This is a genomic window from Bacillus sp. URHA0034 (assembly GCF_056280405.1).
On record NZ_JBWCDK010000002.1, the window covers coordinates 120,170 to 141,435 of the forward strand.

Here is a 21,266-nt window from a genome sequence, read left to right on the forward strand (position 1 = left end):
ATTATCCATTAAACTCTCTTCACCTCCTCTGTAATTATTTTTATAGCCTATTCAAACTTAAATAATTTTAAATATTCTGTAAACTACTTTGTGAAGATACTTAACACTCTTTTTCCTGTTATGACCTTCATCTCCAATGCCAAGCGAAATATCATGGGAACATTTCGCTTTTGGAATTGGAAAAATAAATAAATGAGTGTGATTAATAGATACATAAAGATAATTAGTTCTTATACTAATAGATACTAGTGGTATCAAAAGTTGATGCAGTGCGTACATACTCGCTTCATCATAATTTCCTCTAATTATCAAAACTATCTGTCTAATGTGATTGATAAATTGCAACGCTAATTTATTTTGCTTCGTTATAGGTAATTTCTTAAACGGTTCAAGTGTTTGGAAAAGGAATGATTTCTATCCGTTTACAAATAATAACAGAATCGAATTCATTAAAAACTGAAAGAGGAAACTAAATGCGAAGTTTATTTCAATCCTTAAAGAAAATCCTACCTCAAAATCTATCCACTAAACCCAATAATCATGATGTTACTACTGACGAATATATGGTTAAAAGCTTGGCAGAAAACCTCTCTTTATTAAAAAATATTTTTAGAAAAACGGATGATATCCTATATAGAGAATTTGAATTTTTGAACCAAAAGCCGTATAAAGTTTTTATTTGTTATTTAGATGGAATAGTGAATGAAGAATATATCAATTTAAATATCTTAAAGCCGTTAATGGAGCCCAACTTTTCACCGCAACACTTTGATCAAAGCAGTTTACTTACCGTTATAAGAAACAGGATTCTTCACACGGCAGATATTCAAGAGCTAACGAAGATAGATCAAGTTATTGACAGTGTCTTGACCGGAAAGACGGTCCTTTTTATAGATGGATTTGATTCGGCACTCGCCATGAGTACTCAAGGTTTTGAAACCAGGAGTGTAAGTGAGCCTGATACAGAATCAAGTGTCCGAGGTTCTCGCGAAGGTTTTAATGAAGTGCTAAAAGTCAATACTGCGTTAATTCGCAGAAAAATTAACAACCACCATTTAAAGTTTGAAAATATTAAACTTGGCAAACAGACCCAAACAAGTATTCGTATAGGCTACATCGAAGGGATTGCCAATGAAAAGGTTGTGGACGAGGTACGTACCCGGCTGCAGCAAATTAATGTAGATTCCATATTGGAATCAGGATATGTAGAACAATTTATCGAGGACGCCCCTTTTTCGATTTTTCCAACTGTGGGAAATAGCGAGAAACCAGATAAAGTTGCTTCAAAATTACTGGAAGGAAGAGTGGCCATACTCTGTGATGGAACACCCTTTGTCTTGACCGTTCCTTTCTTATTTATAGAAGGATTACAAGTCGGAGAGGATTATTATTCCCGGCCTTATTTATCCTCCCTCATTCGATTATTAAGATTATTAGCCCTATTTATTGCCGTTGCGGCCACGCCCTTTTATGTCGCCCTTACCACCTATCATCAAGAAATGGTCCCTTCGCTCTTGCTGGCAACAATGGCGGCTGGGGAAGAACGTGTCCCCTTCCCTATTTTTATTGAAACATTGTTAATGGAGATCGTCTTCCAACTATTAAGAGAGGCAGGAGTAAGGATGCCCAGACCTGTAGGTTCTGCGATTAGCATTGTGGGTGCCTTAGTCATTGGCGAAGGAGCCGTTCAAGCAGGATTGGTAAGTTCAGCGATGGTAATCGGTATTGCCATTACTGGGATTGCCGGGTTTGTGGTGCCTGCATTTAATGATGCGACTATTTTATCGAGGATTCTTTTACTGATATTAGCAGGTGCATTCGGTTTATATGGAATATTAATGGGTTTTATGATACTTCTGGGCCATATGTGTTCTCTCAGATCTTTCGGTACCCCCTATTTAACACCTCAAGCGCCTATTATTTGGCGTGAATGGAAGGATTCGATTATCCGCCTGCCGATTTGGCTTTTTAATACACGGCCGCAATCGATCACTTGGGAGAATACGAAAAGATCAGGATTTGGAAACAAACCTAGTATTGCCAATAAGGATGAAGGAGAGGGTCAGAAATGAAAAAGGCGGTTATCTGTTGTACTTGCTTATTGCTATTGACAGGTTGCTGGGACCGTACGGAATTAAAGCAGCTGGGACTCGTACTGGGTGTGGCCGTTGATAAAGATCCGGATTCCGGCGATTTTATTGTTTCCACACAAATGTTAAGGCCAGGGGCAATTAGTGCCCAAATGCCCAGCTCCGAAAAGCCCGTTGAAAAAGTGGTTACATCGGGAAAGACCATTTTTGAAGCCATACGGAAATCTAATCTAGAATTCGATCGTAGAGGATTTTATGCGCACACCAAAGTGATCCTGGTCGGGGAAAACTTGGCAAAAGAAGGTCTGTTGCCAGTTCTTGACTTTTTTCAGCGCGGGAAAGAAATACGGGGCTATGTGTTCGTATGCATTGCAAAGAATGCACCAGCCAGTGAGATTCTGGGAATAGAAACAGGAGGAATCGAATCGATCCCTGCAATCCGAATAAGAGATATGATTGAGGATACAAGATTTCAGCTAAAAGGAGCTAAAATCAATCTGCTTAATTTTTATAAAGAGTCGATTGGAAGCGGAATTGAACCCGTCGTTGGGGTGTTAAAAATTGAGAAAGACAAATTTTCCAAAAAACATGTAAAAATGTCAGGCGGAGCTGTTTTTAATAAGGATAAATTAGTTGGCTATTTAAATGATCATCAAACAGTCGGCTATCGATGGTGCAAGAGTGAAGTAGAATCGGGAGCTGTATCCATCCCCTCCCCTGTAAATGAAAACCGATATGAGTCGGTTGAAGTGAAAAAAGCTAATACAACTATAAAACCAACCGTAAAAGGAAATGTCATCTCTTTTACCATTAACGTTGAAGGTGAAGGGATCATCACCGAACAGGAAGTTATGACATCACTTGAAGACCATACAAAAAAACTTGAACATATGAAGAAGACAGAAGAGAAAATGAACAAGCAAATTGAAAAAGATATCAAATTAGCTATAGAAAAATCGCAAAAAGAATTTCATTCTGATATTTTTGGTTTTGGAAGAGCTTTAAACAAGGAAGAACCAAAGGTATGGAATCAAGTAAAAAATAATTGGAATGAGCGGTTTGCTGAAGTCCCCTATACAGTAAATGTCCATTTTAAAATCAATTCTACCGGGCTAATGCGGGGACCTTTCCAAGCCAAAAATTAACGCTTAAACATTAACGTAAACAGATGGAAAGCAATCAACAAGAGAAAAATCAAAATAAACATGGAACTTCCGATTATTATGAAGTTACTTAGTAAATCAGCTTTCCTGATTAATTCTAGGAGTACCATCTCTATCTCCTCTTTTTTGAGATCATCACTTTTTTCTTTAGAAAAATAACAATTAATAATAATATGCTCATTAGGTTGATCATGGCCATCGCATACGTGTGAACCTCAAAACCAAGCCACCGGTGATAGGCCATATTTTCAAATCGCATATTATTGTAAATTGGGAAGATTAGTCCTAAAGCAAGAATCACCCATCTTATATTTTGGATTTTAAAGATCCAGATGATTGCAAGGATACCGCCGTAAAAATGCAAACTCATTTTGTAAAAGCCGCCAATAAACATGATTAAAACGGCTAATAAGTCTAAATTCGTGAAGAAGTCAGCGATGTTAATAGATAGAATCGTTTGCAATAATGGAACCTCAGTATTCGCTGTGAGATCTGGCCCCAAAATAGCAAGCATGACAATCAATGAAAAAATGATTAGGAATGTTGAAAATGCCACAGCCAAATAGGTAATTTTCCGTATGCCTTCCTGCTTTTTGACAAAATGCCAAAACATGATAAAAACCACGAGCTCACCGAAAGGGAATACCACAACGTCCAGTAAGGTTTTCCCTAAAAGCGGTTTCATTCCATTGCCTAAAATAGGAAGTAATCCATTTATATCAAATTGACCCGAAAACATGGTGAAAATATAGATCGTAATCAGAAAAATAATAAAGACTGGCAATAAAATTTCACCAGTTCTTGCTAATACTTCAAAGCCTAGCGATAGGATGTAAATCGATACCAGCATAAAAAAATAAAGGATAACGAGAAGAGGTGTCATCGGCAGCGCTGTCATTTTTATCAGTGCTCCAAATTCATAAAAATTGTAACTGGCCCCGTCTAAAAAATAGGCTCCGTAAATAATCAACAAAGGAATGGCGAGCTTTCTTCCTACTGCCGCATTTAGAATTTCGGAAAAATTTTGATCAGGATAAATTCTTGGGATTTGTGTAAAGACCCATATCAGACCTGTTCCGATAAAGAAAGCTAGTAAAACAACCAGCCAAGCATCCTGTTTTGCAGCGATTCCAAGCGCAAAAAGGGTTGTGCTTCCCACTTCAAATAACATTATGAGCATAAATAATTGAATCTTGGTGATTTGAATCATTCTTTTATGGCCACCTCGAGTTTTGATAAGAAATGATTCTAAGAAGGAAATATAATAGAACATTCAATAGACTAGTTTAGACAAAGAGTTTTTTGATTAAACATAGTTTGCCGACCGTTCCCTTTAATATTGGGGTGCACCCTTTGTATACTATTTTGAGTTTCAATTATGTTTGATGAAAGAATCGATAGCTAACTAAATAAAGGGATGGAATAAAATAAGTTTACCTATTAACTTGAGATCATTACTCCTCCTTCAAATGCTCCACGAACCGGCCGAGTAACTCACTTAAAACCATGATTTCTTGATCATCGTATATATGATAAGTCTGGGCATTAAACTCATTACGTAACGATTTTAGTTGCTCATAAACATGGATTCCTTCCTCTGTTATTTTCACTCGAGTTCGTCTTTTATCATCAGGGTCTTGAAACAGGGTCACTAAATTTGATTGCTGCAGGCGATGAATCATCCCGGTCATATTTTGTTTCGTTACCAACATTTCTTCTTTTAGTTCCCCAATGGATATTTCTCCTCTATTGATGATGGTTCTAAGAATCACCCATTGCTGTATACTAGTGAGTCCAACCTCTGACACCATCTTTGCTCCATATCTGCTTAAAAGATTGGATATCCTAAATATATCTAAGGTAATGTTTGTTTTTACTTCTTCCATACAAACCTCCGTGTCCATAGATTATTGACTATCTTAAAAGAAGGGATAAACTTAGTCAAGTTGTTGACTAAGTTGGTAGGATAATTTAAACTAATTTAGTCAATATCTTGACAAATAAAAGGATTTATCTATTTTATTTCATTTTTTTTAAAAAAAGGAGACAAAACATGCCAAAAACAACTACGAATCGTAAAATGGTAACCGTTGCGATGCTGGTTGCGATTTTATTAGTCGCGATTGATGTTACGGTTGTCAGTACCGCGATGCCGCGGATTGTCAGTGACCTAAGCGGGTTAAAATTAATCAGCTGGGTATTTGCCATCTATACACTGACCACTTCGGTAACGACACCTATTTATGGTAAGTTATCTGATTTATTCGGCCGAAAAAAGGTTTTTATCATTGGGGTCATTTTGTTTGTAGCAGGCTCCATGTTGTCAGGTGCTGCTCATACGATGACTCAATTAATTTGGTTCCGTGCTTTTCAAGGAATTGGAGCGGGTGCGGTTATGCCGTTAACCTTTACAATTATTGGTGACCTCTATCCTGGTGAACAACGAGCCAAAATGCAGGGGGTATTTAGTTCAGTCTGGGGAATTGCCGGTCTTCTTGGCCCATTGGTAGGCGGCTTCTTTGTGGACCAAATCAGCTGGCGTTGGATTTTCTATATTAATTTACCGGTCGGTTTAGTTTCGCTTGTGTTAATCACGGTCTTCTTCCATGAAACCGTTGAATTGAAGAAGGACCGTAAGATTGACTATCTTGGAGCTATTACTTTTACGATTGGAATTTCGACTCTATTATACGCTCTATTAAATGCTGGTCCGGGACAGAAATATGCATGGAATTCGACAGCCATTTATATCCTATTTGCTGTTGCGGTGATCTTTATTGTCCTCTTTGGTTATATTGAAACAAAAGTAAAGGAACCGATGCTTCCTCCATCACTATTCAAGATTCCCGTGATCCTCGTTTCCAATCTTATCGGTTTTCTAGCAAGTTCTGTCCTCATTGGTGTGAACGTTTATTTGCCGATGTGGATTCAAACGATTCTAGGACACAGTGCGACAAGCTCAGGACTTACCCTGATGCCAATGTCAATTGCCTGGCCTTTGGGTGCCACGTTCGCTGGTCGTTATATGTATAAAATTGGCTCTAAATTAACGGCCATCCTCGGTGCTGTTTTGATCGCCCTTGGTGGTACCTGGCTGCTTGCCGTCGAACTTGACTCTCCGTATTGGTATTTTGTTGGGATTATGATTGTAATTGGTCTTGGTATGGGTTACGCGACCACCCCAACAACCGTTCTCGTTCAATCAGCGGTGGGCTGGCAAATGCGTGGTGCGGCAACTGCATCAAACACGTTCACTCGATCGATTGGTCAAACGGTTGGGGTGGCTGTCTTTGGAACGATTTTTAACAACTCCCTGATTACTTTTGGAAAAGAACATGCAGGCGGAGGTTGGAGCGGAGGAGGCAATATTAGTAATGTCTTAAGCTCTGATACGATTAATAAGCTTCCTGCAAACGTCATTACGATGATCCACGAAGGGCTCGCCCATGGAATGCACCTTGTGTTTATTCTTGTATTTTTTATTGGGGTCGCGAACCTCATCGCTACCTTCTTCCTTCCTTCACACAAGAAAGTCATGGAGCAGCAAAAGCAAGTTCAACATTAGTCGTAAAGCCGCCAATTTGGCGGCTTTTATTTTGCAGCTGTAGATAATGAATAAGCCCAAAAATTTTACAGTTGAGGGAACCATTAGTCATTATCTCTTGTTTGATCTCCCCTATTCTGGTTACTTTCATTTTGACACGGGAATGGTTCTTTTTTTCGTTTTCATTACATAAATGACTTTTAAAAGAATTTAGCGGGTAATATAATCCTATAGTTAATAGATAGCAGTTCAATTGCAGTTACGGGGGGACCTTATGCGTTATTCAATGTTTAAACGAGCCTTAATTGGAAAACCGCTAAAATCAAGTGAATTAGGCGAACAACGATTAGGTAAATTAAAAGCACTTGCCATTCTGTCATCAGATGCCCTATCTTCTGTGGCATACGGTCCAGAACAAATCATCATTGTGTTATCCACGCTGGGTCTTATTGCTCTCTGGTATTCGATACCGATTGGTGTAGGTGTCCTTATCCTTTTAGCTGCACTAATTTTATCCTATCGTCAAATTATCTACGCATATCCTCATGGCGGTGGTGCCTATGTTGTCTCAAAAAGTAACTTGGGGAAAAATGCAGGACTTATCGCAGGCAGTTCGTTATTAGTCGATTATATCTTAACAGTAGCGGTAAGTGTTTCTGCCGGAACCGATGCGATTACATCGGCATTTCCTCTATTACATCCCTATAATGTGGTGATCGCTTCCATCTTAGTTATTTTAATCACGATCTTGAATCTCAGAGGGATTACGGAATCAGCTTCTGTCCTTGCCTACCCTGTCTATTTATTTGTCTTGGCATTAGTCCTGCTGATTGGAGTTGGATTGTGGCAAATTGTTAGCGGACAGATTCCTTCCCATCTACATACACCAATCGGGACAGCTGTACCTGGTATCAGTCTATTTTTCCTGCTGCGCGCGTTTTCATCAGGCTGCTCGGCTCTAACAGGGGTCGAAGCTGTTTCAAATGCTGTTCCGAATTTCAAGGAACCAGAAGCTAAAAATGCCGTCCATACTTTAATGATCATGGGGTTCATTTTAGCAGGTCTGTTCGCGGGAACGATGTTTTTAGCTTATTGGCTGGGTATCTCTCCTAAAGCAGAGGAAACAGTTGTTTCCCAAATGGCATCTGAAGTTTTTGGAAGAAACTTCCTTTATTATTTTATCCAGGGCACAACGGCCCTCATTCTCGTACTTGCTGCAAACACAGGCTTCTCTGCTTTCCCTCTGTTAGCGGTTAACTTCGCCACTGACAAGTATATACCGAGAATGTTCCTAAATCGCGGGGATCGCCTTGGCTATTCAAATGGAATCCTTACGCTTAGTGTCGCATCGATTCTATTGATTATTATCTTTAGAGGAGAAACAGAACAACTTATTCCCCTTTACGCAGTAGGTGTTTTCATCCCTTTCACCCTGTCACAAACAGGTATGATTGTGAAATGGATAAAAGAGAAACCTTCTGGCTGGCTATTGAAAATGACCATAAATCTAATTGGCGCGCTGATTACTTTAACCGTTGTGATCATTTTCTTTACCACAAAATTTTCGCAAGTCTGGTATGTTCTCATCTTCTTACCGATTATAGTCTTTGTCTGTCATCGGATTAAAAGGCATTATGATGCCGTTGGTGAACAACTTAGGATTACAACAGGTGATGAGGATCTACCGTTAGAGGGTAACATTGTTATTGTCCCGATTGCCGGGATTTCTAAGGTTGTGGAAAACTCAATAAACTATGCGAAGTTAGTTGGTGACTCCGTCATTGCCGTTTATGTCGCTTTTGACCGTGAGAGTGAGAAACAAATAGAGGATAAATGGAAGGAGTGGCAGCCAGATATTCGTCTTGTGACTTTGTATACATCATACAGAAGTTTATTACGGCCGATCGCACGCTTTATCGAAATAGTTGAGGAAAAGGCGAATGAACAGAACTACACACTTACGGTATTGATACCTCAATTTATTACTAAGAAAAGATGGCATGATTTCTTGCATAACCAATCAAGCTTATTATTACGACTTTACCTTATTTATCAAAAAAATGTGATTGTTTCAACGGTACCATTCCGATTAAAAAAATAAAATGCACTTTATTGTGGTTGGAAAAGAAAATATTAGGGATTCCAAAAATTATTTTTGGGATCTTCTTTTTTAGGTTCAAATTAAATGGCATCTGGTCTAGGGTATCAGAGACTATGTTTTATTTAAGGAGGAATCCTGTTCGTTATTGCCGATTCCTCCCAGCGGTTGTATCGGTCCACGGCATCCGGTAATTTTGCCTATCATTCCAGTTGTTACATTTGACCTCCCGTAATGGCCACTGTCTGTCTGTCAGGAGCAAACACCTGACCGTTCCATTTCAATACGGTTTGTACATATCCCAGACTGTCAGCATTGTACCTGCCGGCTATCCGTTGATACGCTTCTAGTTCGTAAATTTGATCCCTGTTAAAATCAATCGGGTATAAACCAGACAAAGGGTTAACCCATCCATTAATTGGAGCCTTTAAACTACCATCGGCGTTATATACTTCCGATAGGTATTCCTCCCCCTTATAAGTAAGGTCCAGTATATACTTTTCTTTGAGATGATTACTGAGGACCTTTGCTTTGTATTGATTTTCATATGTCACATTGTACGTATAGGAATCATTGAATGTATCCGAATCAAAAATCTGCGTCATTTGACCGTTCATATAAGAAAAGACATACGCATAAATAGTACCGGCGCTTCCTCCGGTATCAATGACCACTAGAATATCATCGCCCTTTTTCCCTGTAAAATCACCAAGAAAAAGGGTGGGATTGTATCCAGAGTTATTTTTAAAGTGGATGTAATCATAATGGTGTGTTCTCCCGTTTTGGACAACCAATGTTATATCTTTCCAGAATGGACTTTCAGGGGTTTTATTCGCAGTTAGAAAGACATTATCCATCATCCCGTCTCCGTCTATATCACCCCTCTTTACCGTTACAACGGATGGACTATTGGTTTGTACTTGTCTTGCATGAGCTGATTGCAATCCTGCCCGTATTTCTAAAAGTTTGTGTTTTGACGGATAAGGATTGGGAAAAGACAAAGCCATATCAATCGTTTGCAGTGCCTCATTAGTTAATCCGGCTCTTGCCTGCGTATTAGCCAAACAGTACCAATAATACGGATGATTCGTTTCACGTATTTTTGTGTAATAGTGATGGAGCTCTTTATGGAAATCTTTGATGTCCATTTTCAACCCACCTGTCTTATTATTCTCCATATAGATTTATGTAAGAATTCACAAGACCATTCCAAGGTCCGGACTTATCCGTCCTCGTAATTGACAATAAGGGCACTAGGCCAGCTTGGGCGCTAGTGTTCCCCCCCTTCTCCTTCTACTTGTTAACTTCCCTGTAAGCTTTGATACTCTTCTGAAATATATGTAAAAAAACTCCGTCTTGCTAAAGGTTGTCAACCCTTAATTTCAGTGAAAATTTTACTATTTTATCAAACTATTAGACTTAATTAGGACTTTCTTAAAACGTTTCCCGGAAGTGGTAAATGATAAGGGTTTTATAGAGGTTTTATCTAAATAAAATACTCCTGAATTGCTTTGACTGTAAAATCATCCCATAAATATGACAAAAAACATATGTTAGGATAATTATGTATTAACTAGTAAACTTTCAACAGGAGGAATCTTTTCATGCTATTGAGTAAGACAATTCTAACTTTAGCGGCATCAGGTGCCTTATTTGGGACAAATCCTACATTAAATCATGATCATTCATCTACTGCACAGGAGAAAATCTATTCGATCCAAGGAACCAATGTAAATTCAGATGAGATTAACAGAATGATTGAAGCATATTTAAGTAAAATGGAAAGCAACTCACAAACGTCTGTTGCCCAAAAGCAGCCGGTCCAGACTCAGCCTGCTCAAACAGTCCAACAGCCAACACAAGCTCAGCCAGTGCAAACCGTCAACACGAAGCCAGTACCACATACAACTGCGGGAACTACAAATACAACACAAACTACCAGCGCTTTAAGTGCCTATGAACAAAAAGTAGTTGATTTAACGAATCAAGAACGAGCTAAAAATGGCCTGCCAGCCCTTAAAGTGAATACAACGCTTAGCAAAATGGCTCACGAAAAAGCACGTGACATGTCGGCAAACAACTATTTTAGCCACACAAGTCCGACTTACGGATCCCCTTTTGATATGATGAAGAAATTTGGCATTACTTATAACTATGCTGGTGAGAATATCGCCATGGGGCAGCAAACTCCTCAGGAAGTTGTAAATGCATGGATGAATAGTGAGGGTCATCGCAAAAACATTCTCAGCCCGAACTTCAACTACATAGGCGTTGGTTATGTGGCTCAAGGTAATTATTGGGCACAGGATTTTATTGGTAAATAAAAAAAGTACGAAGGCAGCCTAGTAAAATAGTATAGGCTGTCTTTTACTAAAATCTATAATTAATGAATCAACCTCCGTTAACATATCTTTTTTAACAAATAAAATTAATATAAAAATTGCAAAAAAACGGCTTCGAATTACTGGTAATCTCTATCTCTATCATACAAAATATTAGTAATGACTAAAATTCCCCCAACCTAAATAGATGGATGTATCTCAATCCGATCGGGTCTTGTATAGATGTTTAAAGAACGATTGCGGAGAAAACCAACGGTCGTAATATGAAGCTCTTCCGCCAGCCTAAGAGCCAATTCGGTCGGAGCTGATTTTGACAGAACAATGCCGCATCCTATTTTGGCTACTTTTAGTAGTACTTCCGAAGAGAGACGACCACTAAATACCATGATCTTGTCTGAAAGGGTAATTGAATGCTGTAAGCAATGACCATAAATTTTATCTAGGGTATTGTGTCGTCCTATGTCCGTTCTATCGACAATGATACCGTTACGGTCACAAAGGGCTGCATTGTGGACCCCGCCTGTATCCTGAAAGATAACAGACGACTCCTGCATAAGTCGCATCAAATGAAAGCATTGGTCAATAGAAACCGTCACATCAACCTTATCCAGTGGTTTAACGGTTCTGGCATCATTATAAAAATAAAAGCTTTGACGGCTTTTCCCACAGCAAGATGTTACTACTCGTTTAGAATGGAACAATTCATTTAGTTTGTTGACCCTATACGTTTTGACAATTGCACGGCCAGTTGCTTCTATAATCGTAAGCTCTTTAATTTCTGTATAACTTCTGATAACCCCTTCTGACGCCAAAAAGCCAATTACTAATTCTTCTATGTGCTCAGGGCTACAAACAAGTGTAGCAAATTCTTGCTCATTTAGAACAATGGTGATCGGATATTCAGTGACAATCGTATCCGTTACTCTGTGTATGGCCCCATCCTCATACCGCCATATTTTGCTTTCCGTTTTCATTGGCTGATCCATACTTTTCACTCCTAATTACTTCCCCTCAATCGCCTGGTCAAATACGAATACAGTCATAGCAATATCTTCATCAAGATTAATATCGGAAAATAACCGTATTACTTTTGCCCTCATCAGGTTTTCAAATCTTAAAAGGACCTCTGGCTTTCTATATATATCCTTTACAAATATCGTTCTCGTTTGATGGACCATCTTTTCGCCATGTTCTGAATGAAGCATAAACTTCTCTATATTTGTAAGATTACCTTTCATTTCACTGATCGCCCAAGAACCGATAAATTTTGTCGTGATTTCCTTCGGACCATTTCCAACATATTCTTTCCTAATTTCGCGAACAAGCATACTAAATTGATGCTCCAGATTCTTTGCCATTCACTGTCCCTCCTTTTCCATACAAATTAGTTTGATTGAAGAGAGGAAATCCATTCTTTCATAAAACGAGTGGGTTTCCATTTTGTATTTCATATTACTCTTTTAATCCTTCACCCATCCCCTTTAACAGGTTAAATCCAAATCCTAACGCCCGATTAATATCAGGATCTTTTAAGGCCATCATTACATCAAAGAGTCCAAGCTTGGAATCGGCTTTTAATCCTTGTTCCGCCTTTTTCAGTCCAGCCGTTAAGCTTTTGGCGAGCTTACTTGTTGTTTCCGGGTCCAGCTCAGTCAGAATTCCGCCTGCAGCCTTCGCATTATTAATCATGTTTGTGACAGGCTGGCGTGTAAGTTGACTGACCGCAATTTTTGCTGCTTTCTCTTTCGTTTTTAGAAGACTTCCTAAAGCGTCCATAATACCGCTATCGTGTAATTCCTGCATCAGATTCAATGTCTCGAGCAGTGAATCCTCATTTTGTGCAACCCCTGAGAGAAGATTCTCCAGGGAATGCATTTTCTTTTGTTCTTCAGTCAGTTCTGTCTTTTGAATAACATTTATCGGTTTTGCCATTACGCATTCCTCCTGTCATAGAATCCAGGCTTAATATGTTCGTTGACACTGGCGAGTGGAACGTAATCACCGCGTTCCCACTTGCGATAGATTTCAAGGCCCATTTGCGGTATACGAGTCGCATTACGTGGATTGTACCTTGGAAGCGGATTTTCTCCGTCCAGTTCAAGGACTTCCATCCGCACTTTCACTTGTTTGTAAGCTGGTGTATGTGTAACGACATCAACTGCCCCACCAGTAAGAAGGTTAACCGCACTCTCGTGGCTTGAGGAATGCATTGGTACGTAAACGGTTTTTCCCATCACACGATCTGTAACAAGAACTGGTAGCTTAATAGCTCCGTACGTTGATACAAGACGTACAAGTGAACCGTCCTTTACGCCGCGTTCTTTCGCAAGTTCCGGTGATACCTCCACGAAAACTTTCGGGAATTTGTAGTTAAGTCCCTCTGATTTCTGTGTTAAGTTTCCTTCATGGAAGTGCTCCAACAGACGTCCATTATCTAATGAAAGATCGAATTCTTTCGGGAACTCCATAGGCGGTACATAATCGAACAAACCGAACCGTGCTTTTTTATCTGGGAAAGCAAAGCCGTCTTGGAAAAGCAGCGGCGTGTTCGATCCATCAAGAGATCCCCAGTGGAAACTGTTCCACCCTTCGAGAACATCATAGTTACACTGGCTGAAGAATGGGGTTAAGCTTGCCATTTCGGCAAAAATCTCACTTGGATGGGTATAATTCCAATCAAAGCCCATCTTTTTAGCGAGCTGTGTAAGAATCCACCAGTCCGGCTTACTATCGCCTAGAGGCTTTAACGCTTGGTACAAGCGCTGCACGCGACGCTCGGTATTTGTAAAGGTTCCATCTTTTTCAAGAGAAGGAGCACCTGGTAAAATCACATCTGCAAATTGGGCGGTTGTTGTTAAGAAAATCTCTTGGACGACAAGGAAATCTAACTTCGCAAGCATAGCCTGTGTATGATTCGAGTCAGCATCAACCCATGCCATATCCTCTCCAGCAATGAACATCGCTTTCATCTCGCCTTTATCAACAGCCCCGAGCATTTCAATATTGTCTAGACCAGGATTTGCAGGGATTTTAACCCCATATGCCTTTTCAAATTTTTCGCGAATTTCGACATTTGTTACTGATTGATATCCTGGGAAGATATTTGGCATTGTTCCCATATCAGCTGCGCCTTGCACATTATTATGTCCGCGTAATGGGTAAGCACCAGCGTTTGGACGCTTTATGTTGCCTGTTGCAAGAAGCAGGTTGGCAATCGCAACGGATGTGTGTGAACCTGCGATATTTTGCGTTACACCCATTCCCCAGCAGATCGCTGTTCCATCCGCATCACGGACCATTTCTGCCATTTGAATTAATGTTTCTTTTGCAATACCTGTAATCTTTTCTGCCTCTTCAAGACTATATGGCTCCATCATTTTCAAAAACTCGTCATAGTAATTGACATGTTCTGTGATAAATTTCACATCATGCCAACCCTGGTCAATGATATACTTTGTAATAGCGGAAAGCCAGACATAGTCCGTTCCTTGTTTTGGCCGAACGAACAAATCCGCACGGTCTCCCATTTCATGTCTGCGCACGTCAACGGTAATTAATTTTTGTCCGTGAAGTTTTTGCGCCCGCTTAATACGTGTGGCAAGTACAGGATGTCCTTCTGCAGGCGCGCATCCCACAAGAATGACAAGCCCTGCACCCGCGATATCCTGAATCGTTCCAGAGTCGCCGCCAATGCCTCCGGTTTGCTGTAATCCCCATGAAGCAGGTGATTGGCAATAACGAGAGCAATTGTCCACATTATTGGTTCCAAACACTTGACGAGACAGCTTTTGGATGAGGTAGTTTTCCTCGTTCGTAATTTTAGATGATGAAATAAAACCAATCGCATCGCTACCATACGTTTCTTTAATACCGCCAAGCTTATTCGCAACGAGAGAAAGAGCCTCATCCCAACTTGCTTCCACAAATACATCACCTTTGCGGATTAAAGGTGTGGTGATCCGTTCATGTGAATTGACAAAATCCCAACCAAATTTACCTTTTACACAGGTGGAAACACTGTTTACAGGGGCATTTTCAGATGGTTCAATTTTGAGAATTTCACGGTCTTTTGTCCAAACTTCAAATGAGCAGCCTACCCCGCAGAACGTACAAACTGTTTTTGTTTTCTTAATACGAGTTTCACGCATGGCTGCTTCTACTTCTGAAACTGCCATGATAGTTTGATAATCAGGCTCTACCGCTTTGACAATGTCAATCATGGGTGTAAGTAAGTCGTCAGAAATACCGGTCATAAATCCAGCATTTCCAAGCATCGATTTTTCCATTAATGCATTACAAGGACAAACGGAAACACATTGACCACAGGATACGCAAGAGGATTCATTAATGCTTTTTCCTCCGTCCCATAAGACACGCGGCTGCCCGGTTTCCCAGTTGATGGTTAGCGTTTCATTCACTTGAAGATCTTGACAGGTTTCCACACAACGCCCACACAAAATACATTGATCAGGATCGTAGCGATAAAACGGGTGAGACATATCTACTTCATAGCCCTTTGAGCGATGAGGTCGTGTTTGGTGTTCTATTCCCATCATTTCTGCTGTATTATGTACACGACAATTGCCATTGTTATTGTCACAAACGGTGCAGTATAATAGATGGTTTTCTAAAATACGGTCCATCGCTTCCTCCTGCGCTTGCTTTGCAATCTCAGACGAGGTCAGAATCTCCATGCCATCTTCCAGCACCGTTGAACATGCGCGCATAATACTGCCATTTACTTCACACATACATGTATCGCAGCTCTGAACCGGACCCAAGACATCCGAATAGCAGATGTGTGGATGCTCCATTTCCTGTTGTAATAAATAATCTAAAATACGCGTTCCTTTTTCTAGCTCATGTTCTGTTCCATTAATAAACACATTTACTTTTTCTTTCACTGTTAGTCCTCCTACGTTCAAAGCAAGCAAAGAATACCTATTTAACAACCAATAAGATCAAATTAAATGACAATGTATCAGGTATTCTCTCTTACCTAAAACTAGTCCTTCTTTTTCTATAAAACTATTAATATGCATAATGTACAAATACTAGTCGTTAACTAGCTTTTTTGATACTTGGCTTTGCGATTGCTAGTGTTTGAAAAGATTCTTTATGAATGATCCAATAGATGAAGGCAACAAAAACCGCACCGCCAATAGCATTTCCCATTACTACTGGGACAAAATTAATAAAATAATTTCCCCATGTAAAGTGCCCTGAGAAGATAGCTGCCGGGATTACGAACATGTTAGCAACAACTTGCTGAAAGCCGATCGCTACAAACCCCATAATCGGCAACCAAATGGCACACATTTTTCCAACAATATCATTTGAACTAAAAGCCATCCAAACAGCTAAGCAAACGAGCCAGTTACACCCAACAGCGGAAATGAAGCTTTGAATAAAGGTTTGGTGTATTTTCTCTTCTGCGATTGCCACGGTTTTGTTTAGGAAAGGACCTGTTTCCGTTAACCCTGCGATGTGACCAAAGAAGTAGGCAACAAAGATTGCTCCAATAAAATTACTTATTAATAGTATGAGCCAATTTTTCATTAACTGTCCGATCGTCGCACGCTTTGCTAGAACGGCAATCGGAAGTGCCATCATATTTCCTGTAACCAATTCTCCCCCTGCAATTACGATTAATATTAGTCCTATTGGGAAAACCGCAGCACCTATTAGTGAGCTGAAGGAACCCCATTCCTCCGGTAAATTTGCCGTTACTCGAATATCTAAGAGGAATCCAAATGCAATAAAGGCTCCACCTAAAAATCCTAATAAAAGTGTATGTCCAAGCCTCATTGATGCCTTTTTGGCACCAGCCTCCACTGCTAATTCTACAATCCGCTTGGAACTATGAAACGCCATATTCTTTACCTCCCGTTAGTTAATTCTAGAAGCATGGGGACGGTTCTCTTGCTCCTTTAGAAGCAGGAGAACCGTCCCCATGCTTCCCCTTGTTTCAAAAACGCAAAAAAGCCCACCATAAACCGGTTTTCATGCTAATGCATGTACCGTTTTACAGTGGGCTGAAAGCTGAGCATTTTATCATACTAGCAATCTTTCCCGCCATAGACACTATGTCAAGAACAGGATGCTGCAGTCAATTTTTTATTAACTGGCATCTATGAACTTTCCATACTCTATAAATCTATCTAATATTATCATGTAAAAGTACATTTGTGAACATTTTATGAATATTTTTTGTTTTTGCATTCGGAAAAATTTTTTCTTAAATTAACTTACCATTTCAAAAAAATACTTCCTGACTTCTTTCCTTATGCCCACCATAATTCCTTAGCACCCTCTTGAATTACCATATCTTTTAGGAATGCCACTGCTTTACTAAACCCTTCATCAACACTCATCAGGCCGTCTTCATGCTCAATACTGATTGCCCCTTCGTACCCGATGACTTGAAGAGCACTAATAATATCCCTCCATACCTCTTCACCATGGCCATATCCAACGGTTCTAAATACCCAGGATCGGTTTGCGATATCGCGGTAGGATTTGGTATCAAGAACCCCATTCAAAAGACAGTTTTGGTTATCAATCTTCGTGTCCTTCGCGTGGAAATGGACGATTGCCTCTCCTAATGCCTTTATACTGGCGACCGGATCCATTCCTTGCCAGAAGTAGTGGCTTGGATCAAAGTTGATGCCGATTCGATCGCCGCACTCCTTGCGTAAGCGCAAAGCCGTTTCGGTATTATAGACAACGAATCCTGGGTGGGGCTCGATGGCCACGCGAACATTGCACTCTTCTAACAGTTCGGCCTGTCCCTTCCAATAGGGGATCACTTTCTTTTCCCACTGCCACTGAACCACCTTGGAAAAGTCATCCGGCCAAGGATTTGTGATCCATACTGGGTGTTGTGAAAAGTCCGATTCACCTGGACATCCCGCGAAGGTAACCACACTTTCTACACCCAAGACAGAAGCAAGCTTAACGGTGTCGACAAATACATCATTGTGTTCATAGGCGATTTCTGTATTTGGATGCAGCGGATTTCCATGGCAGCTTAATGCACTGATTTTGATTCCTCTTGATTCGAATGCTTGTTTAAATTGGGCCAATTTGGTTCGATCTTCAAGCAATTCCTTTGGGTTACAATGGGCATTACCTACATAGCCTCCGGTACCAATTTCGACTGTGTCCAACCCGTTTTCCTTTACGTGATCCAACATTTCTCCTAAAGACATTTTAGAAAATAATACCGCAAATACTCCTAGTTTCATTCTTCTCCACTCCCTATCCATTTTTTTTGGACCATTATCCATTACATTCCATATTGACCTTATCAGCTCAATCATCTATGTAACTAGTAAACTTAAACATCGATTGAGACTCACTTTAACCGAAGATTTTACTATCACATTGCTTATACCCAAGCATCTCCTGAACATCGATTTCCTTGCTTTGTTGGATCGATTGTAAGGATGCGCCCACTAAGGCAAAACTTTGAATATTATCTGAAAGAACCGTTGATGGTATCCTTCCTTGTTTAATGGCGGATACCATTTCGAAAATAGAGTACTCTCGGTCCTCAAATTCCATTTGTACTAGCTCTAGTTGCTTGGTTTCACTGTTTTCAAGCGTAATCGTAGGACAATTATCATTCAATTCAATTACACCTTTTTCTCCAACCAATTTAAAATCTCCATTCCAAGGTGTCTCTTTCCCTCTTGTCACCCAGCTACCGAAGTAATTGATCAGAATATCCTCAAAGCTCATGATTAGACTTGCGGTACTATTACCATTAAACCAACTCCAAGATGGTTTTAGGCTTTTAGCAAATACGGTGGAAGGATTTACTCCGAGCAGGTATCTCATTAAGTCAAAGTGGTGAATGCTCATATCCTCAATTAAAATTTCGGAATACTGATCTCGCCAGCCTCCGAACTTAGTTGCCCGGCGAAAGTTCCATTCCACATATTCTACTTTTCCAATTACATTTTCATCTAGGGCTTTTTTTACAGCTTGTATCTCTGGTCTCCAGCGATAATTTTGACTAATCATAATGAATTTCTCGTATGTGTTGGACTTTTCGAGCAGTTCTTTAGCGTCTTCAAATTTCTGCGCGATTGGCTTTTCCATAAAGACATATAAGTCATAGGCTAATGCATCAAGCGCCAGCTTCTTATGTGTCTGCGGCGGGGTGACAATCACAGCAATGTCCGCCTTACTGTTAGCAAAAGCTTCTATGTGGTCCGTGTAGTATTGAGGGGAGCTATTTTGAATAAATTGCTTCGCATTTTCAAGATTTTCTGGATTGACGTCCACTACTGCAACTAATTCGATTTCTTGAAACTTATCCAATATTTCAAGCCAAGAGGCTCCGAATCCACCTGTTCCAATTTGGATTGCCTTTAATTTTTCCATTGTTTTTCTCCTTTTATTATTACTTCAGATAGCTGAGTGACGTTCATCATTTCCTGCCAAAGGATGAAAATCCTATAAAGTAATGCTTAATAATTCACGATCAGGTATCCAAAATATGGATTTTTTGAATTTACCTTAAAATGATGTACGTTCATCATTTTATTTAACAATAAAAAGGGCTTCTGTGTGCTACTTAGGAAGAATAGTTCATGTACTAACTTATGTATGTTCTAGAAGGAGAAGTAGGGAAAGACGGCCATAATGAAACGCTTTCATATTAAAATAAAAAAAAGTCTCTTCCAATTATATAAAACTAGATGGAATAATGAGAATTGAGTTCCCTATTATTGGTATCATAGGAGATCGTTAATCGAAGGAAAAACTTAAGATACTTAAATTATCGCATTGGATTCGCCCCCAACCCATTAAATTCTGAAAATTAAGTGATTTACAATCCTATCTTAATGGCTTTCATGATGAACGTCAATCATTTTTCTATCAATTAATAGTTAATATAATACTTAGCATTTGCCTTAGTCACGATTTCTAACTTCATAATGGTGTCACTTTGACCCCTTTTATCTTCGAGAACCACATAGTCAAAGACTTTTTGGACCATCCACCTTGCTTGACTAGAAGGATCTTGACAAATGACTGATTTAATCAGATTATTTTGAAGGTAAAGATGGATTTTTTCACTCATATCATGACCAATCAGGATTTTGCGAGTTTTATAGTTTTTATGATCAATATAATCGGCAATTTCACCCAGCACTCCATTCGCAACATAAATTGCATCACTGGAAAGCAGCATATTGCTTTTCCATTCCTCTGAAAGTTGGATATTATCGCTCATGACTGGAATGGTCTGTATATTTATTTTCCCCTTTTGTTCCGCAAAATAATCCCTAAATCCTTTTTCCTTATTAATCATTTGATACGTATTTTCATCTTCTCTAATGATGACAACATTTTTTAATTCCTTTGTAAAGGATTGAATTAGCTCCGCAGCTAAATAACCTGCAGAATAGTAATCCGTTCCTACAAACGAGATTCTGCTGCTATTGGGGACATCATTATTTAATGTGAAAATGGGGATCCCCTTTTGGACACCTTCGTTTATTATTCCGACATAAGGATCAGCGTCGTGAGGAGAAATAACGAATGCATCAAACACATTCTGTTCAAGCAAGTCTTGGATAAATCTAATTTGAATCTCTTTTGGGATTGCATCCACGCGAAAAACTTGTACGTTCAATCCAAAATCTTCATATAACTTTACTGAGTTGATAATTTTTCGTTCTAATCCGTCCCAAAAATAGTGTGGAATGACAGGCAAAATGAAGGCGACATCGATACTTTTTTGTGTGGCCAAAAATTTGGCGGCTGCATTTGGTCTGTAGCCTAATTCGGCTGCTTTTTCTTTCACTCTTCTGATGGTCTTTTCACTCACCCCACTTCTGTTATTCAATACGCGATCTACTGTGGCCGTAGATATTCCTAATTCTTTCGCAATCATTTTTGCCGTAACTCTCATTCCTGACCACCTTTCTTTATTTCAGTGTATTACAGATATAACATATAAATAGAGATTTCCGCTATAGTAAAAATCTCATTTTTCAAAAAATTATCGTGGAA

Annotated in this window: 16 protein-coding genes; 5 read left to right on the forward strand and 11 right to left on the reverse strand. The window is 39.5% G+C overall.

From position 1 onward, the window contains the following. Positions 1-473: 473 nt before the first annotated feature. Positions 474-2,072, forward strand: a complete 1,599-nt coding sequence (locus ACZ9EE_RS02840) for a spore germination protein (protein WP_476025173.1) — start codon at positions 474-476, stop codon at positions 2,070-2,072. Then, complete coding sequence (locus ACZ9EE_RS02845; protein WP_476025174.1) at positions 2,069-3,235, forward strand: Ger(x)C family spore germination protein; 1,167 nt, start codon at positions 2,069-2,071, stop codon at positions 3,233-3,235. The genes ACZ9EE_RS02840 and ACZ9EE_RS02845 overlap by 4 nt, the downstream gene beginning before the upstream one ends. A gap of 130 nt (positions 3,236-3,365) precedes the next feature. Here the strand turns inward: ACZ9EE_RS02845 and ACZ9EE_RS02850 are convergent, their stop codons facing one another. Continuing rightward, positions 3,366-4,463: a GerAB/ArcD/ProY family transporter gene (locus ACZ9EE_RS02850; RefSeq protein ID WP_476025175.1), complete on the reverse strand. Its 1,098-nt coding sequence runs from the start codon at positions 4,461-4,463 to the stop codon at positions 3,366-3,368. 244 nt (positions 4,464-4,707) lie between these two features. Beyond that, positions 4,708-5,139, reverse strand: coding sequence for a MarR family winged helix-turn-helix transcriptional regulator (locus ACZ9EE_RS02855; protein ID WP_476025176.1), 432 nt, complete (start codon positions 5,137-5,139; stop codon positions 4,708-4,710). 167 nt (positions 5,140-5,306) lie between these two features. On the opposite strand from ACZ9EE_RS02855, the gene ACZ9EE_RS02860 reads away from it, so the two are divergent. Both ACZ9EE_RS02860 and ACZ9EE_RS02865 read left to right on the forward strand, forming a co-directional pair. Beyond that, entirely contained in the window at positions 5,307-6,818 is a 1,512-nt protein-coding gene (locus tag ACZ9EE_RS02860) for an MDR family MFS transporter (RefSeq protein ID WP_476025177.1), read from the forward strand. A gap of 253 nt (positions 6,819-7,071) precedes the next feature. After that, complete coding sequence (locus ACZ9EE_RS02865) at positions 7,072-8,898, forward strand: APC family permease (RefSeq protein WP_476025178.1); 1,827 nt, start codon at positions 7,072-7,074, stop codon at positions 8,896-8,898. A gap of 212 nt (positions 8,899-9,110) precedes the next feature. On the opposite strand, the gene ACZ9EE_RS02870 is transcribed toward ACZ9EE_RS02865, so the two are convergent. Next, on the reverse strand, positions 9,111-9,902 hold the full coding sequence (locus ACZ9EE_RS02870; protein WP_476032835.1) for a VCBS repeat-containing protein: 792 nt from the start codon (positions 9,900-9,902) through the stop codon (positions 9,111-9,113). A 597-nt stretch (positions 9,903-10,499) separates the two neighbouring features. Here ACZ9EE_RS02870 and ACZ9EE_RS02875 point away from each other — a divergent pair. Further along, the gene (locus tag ACZ9EE_RS02875; protein WP_476025179.1) at positions 10,500-11,219 is read left to right on the forward strand and encodes a CAP domain-containing protein; all 720 of its coding nucleotides are present in this window, start codon (positions 10,500-10,502) and stop codon (positions 11,217-11,219) included. A gap of 197 nt (positions 11,220-11,416) precedes the next feature. On the opposite strand, the gene fdhD is transcribed toward ACZ9EE_RS02875, so the two are convergent. The 8 genes from fdhD to ACZ9EE_RS02915 form a co-directional block, all read right to left on the reverse strand. After that, a complete protein-coding gene (gene fdhD / locus ACZ9EE_RS02880; RefSeq protein ID WP_476025180.1) occupies positions 11,417-12,223 on the reverse strand; it encodes a formate dehydrogenase accessory sulfurtransferase FdhD in 807 nt (268 codons plus the stop codon). A 15-nt stretch (positions 12,224-12,238) separates the two neighbouring features. Further along, positions 12,239-12,595, reverse strand: a complete 357-nt coding sequence (locus ACZ9EE_RS02885) for a Na-translocating system protein MpsC family protein (protein WP_476025181.1) — start codon at positions 12,593-12,595, stop codon at positions 12,239-12,241. A gap of 94 nt (positions 12,596-12,689) precedes the next feature. Further along, entirely contained in the window at positions 12,690-13,169 is a 480-nt protein-coding gene (locus tag ACZ9EE_RS02890) for a helical membrane plugin domain-containing protein (RefSeq protein ID WP_476025182.1), read from the reverse strand. Beyond that, a complete protein-coding gene (gene fdhF / locus ACZ9EE_RS02895) occupies positions 13,169-16,141 on the reverse strand; it encodes a formate dehydrogenase subunit alpha (RefSeq protein WP_476025183.1) in 2,973 nt (990 codons plus the stop codon). Before fdhF ends, ACZ9EE_RS02890 begins: the two co-directional genes overlap by 1 nt. Before the next feature lie 157 nt (positions 16,142-16,298). Next, positions 16,299-17,111: a formate/nitrite transporter family protein gene (locus ACZ9EE_RS02900; protein WP_476025184.1), complete on the reverse strand. Its 813-nt coding sequence runs from the start codon at positions 17,109-17,111 to the stop codon at positions 16,299-16,301. 410 nt (positions 17,112-17,521) lie between these two features. Beyond that, positions 17,522-18,484, reverse strand: a complete 963-nt coding sequence (locus ACZ9EE_RS02905) for a sugar phosphate isomerase/epimerase family protein (protein ID WP_476025185.1) — start codon at positions 18,482-18,484, stop codon at positions 17,522-17,524. Positions 18,485-18,599: 115 nt separating this feature from the next. Beyond that, a complete protein-coding gene (locus tag ACZ9EE_RS02910; RefSeq protein WP_476025186.1) occupies positions 18,600-19,628 on the reverse strand; it encodes a Gfo/Idh/MocA family protein in 1,029 nt (342 codons plus the stop codon). Between the two features lie 502 nt (positions 19,629-20,130). Beyond that, a complete protein-coding gene (locus tag ACZ9EE_RS02915; protein WP_476025187.1) occupies positions 20,131-21,165 on the reverse strand; it encodes a LacI family DNA-binding transcriptional regulator in 1,035 nt (344 codons plus the stop codon). Positions 21,166-21,266: the final 101 nt, after the last annotated feature.

What these genes read in the sequence shown, in the direction of transcription:
- ACZ9EE_RS02890 (WP_476025182.1), bottom strand. Translation starts at nt 13,169, where the DNA reads ATGGCAAAACCGATAAATGTTATTCAAAAGACAGAACTGACTGAAGAA.
- ACZ9EE_RS02885 (WP_476025181.1), bottom strand. Translation starts at nt 12,595, where the DNA reads ATGGCAAAGAATCTGGAGCATCAATTTAGTATGCTTGTTCGCGAAATT.
- ACZ9EE_RS02870 (WP_476032835.1), bottom strand. Translation starts at nt 9,902, where the DNA reads ATGGCTTTGTCTTTTCCCAATCCTTATCCGTCAAAACACAAACTTTTA.
- ACZ9EE_RS02915 (WP_476025187.1), bottom strand. Translation starts at nt 21,165, where the DNA reads ATGAGAGTTACGGCAAAAATGATTGCGAAAGAATTAGGAATATCTACG.
- ACZ9EE_RS02905 (WP_476025185.1), bottom strand. Translation starts at nt 18,484, where the DNA reads ATGAAACTAGGAGTATTTGCGGTATTATTTTCTAAAATGTCTTTAGGA.
- ACZ9EE_RS02860 (WP_476025177.1), top strand. Translation starts at nt 5,307, where the DNA reads ATGCCAAAAACAACTACGAATCGTAAAATGGTAACCGTTGCGATGCTG.
- ACZ9EE_RS02865 (WP_476025178.1), top strand. Translation starts at nt 7,072, where the DNA reads ATGCGTTATTCAATGTTTAAACGAGCCTTAATTGGAAAACCGCTAAAA.
- ACZ9EE_RS02845 (WP_476025174.1), top strand. Translation starts at nt 2,069, where the DNA reads ATGAAAAAGGCGGTTATCTGTTGTACTTGCTTATTGCTATTGACAGGT.
- ACZ9EE_RS02850 (WP_476025175.1), bottom strand. Translation starts at nt 4,463, where the DNA reads ATGATTCAAATCACCAAGATTCAATTATTTATGCTCATAATGTTATTT.
- ACZ9EE_RS02910 (WP_476025186.1), bottom strand. Translation starts at nt 19,628, where the DNA reads ATGGAAAAATTAAAGGCAATCCAAATTGGAACAGGTGGATTCGGAGCC.
- ACZ9EE_RS02840 (WP_476025173.1), top strand. Translation starts at nt 474, where the DNA reads ATGCGAAGTTTATTTCAATCCTTAAAGAAAATCCTACCTCAAAATCTA.
- fdhD (WP_476025180.1), bottom strand. Translation starts at nt 12,223, where the DNA reads ATGGATCAGCCAATGAAAACGGAAAGCAAAATATGGCGGTATGAGGAT.
- ACZ9EE_RS02875 (WP_476025179.1), top strand. Translation starts at nt 10,500, where the DNA reads ATGCTATTGAGTAAGACAATTCTAACTTTAGCGGCATCAGGTGCCTTA.
- ACZ9EE_RS02900 (WP_476025184.1), bottom strand. Translation starts at nt 17,111, where the DNA reads ATGGCGTTTCATAGTTCCAAGCGGATTGTAGAATTAGCAGTGGAGGCT.
- ACZ9EE_RS02855 (WP_476025176.1), bottom strand. Translation starts at nt 5,139, where the DNA reads ATGGAAGAAGTAAAAACAAACATTACCTTAGATATATTTAGGATATCC.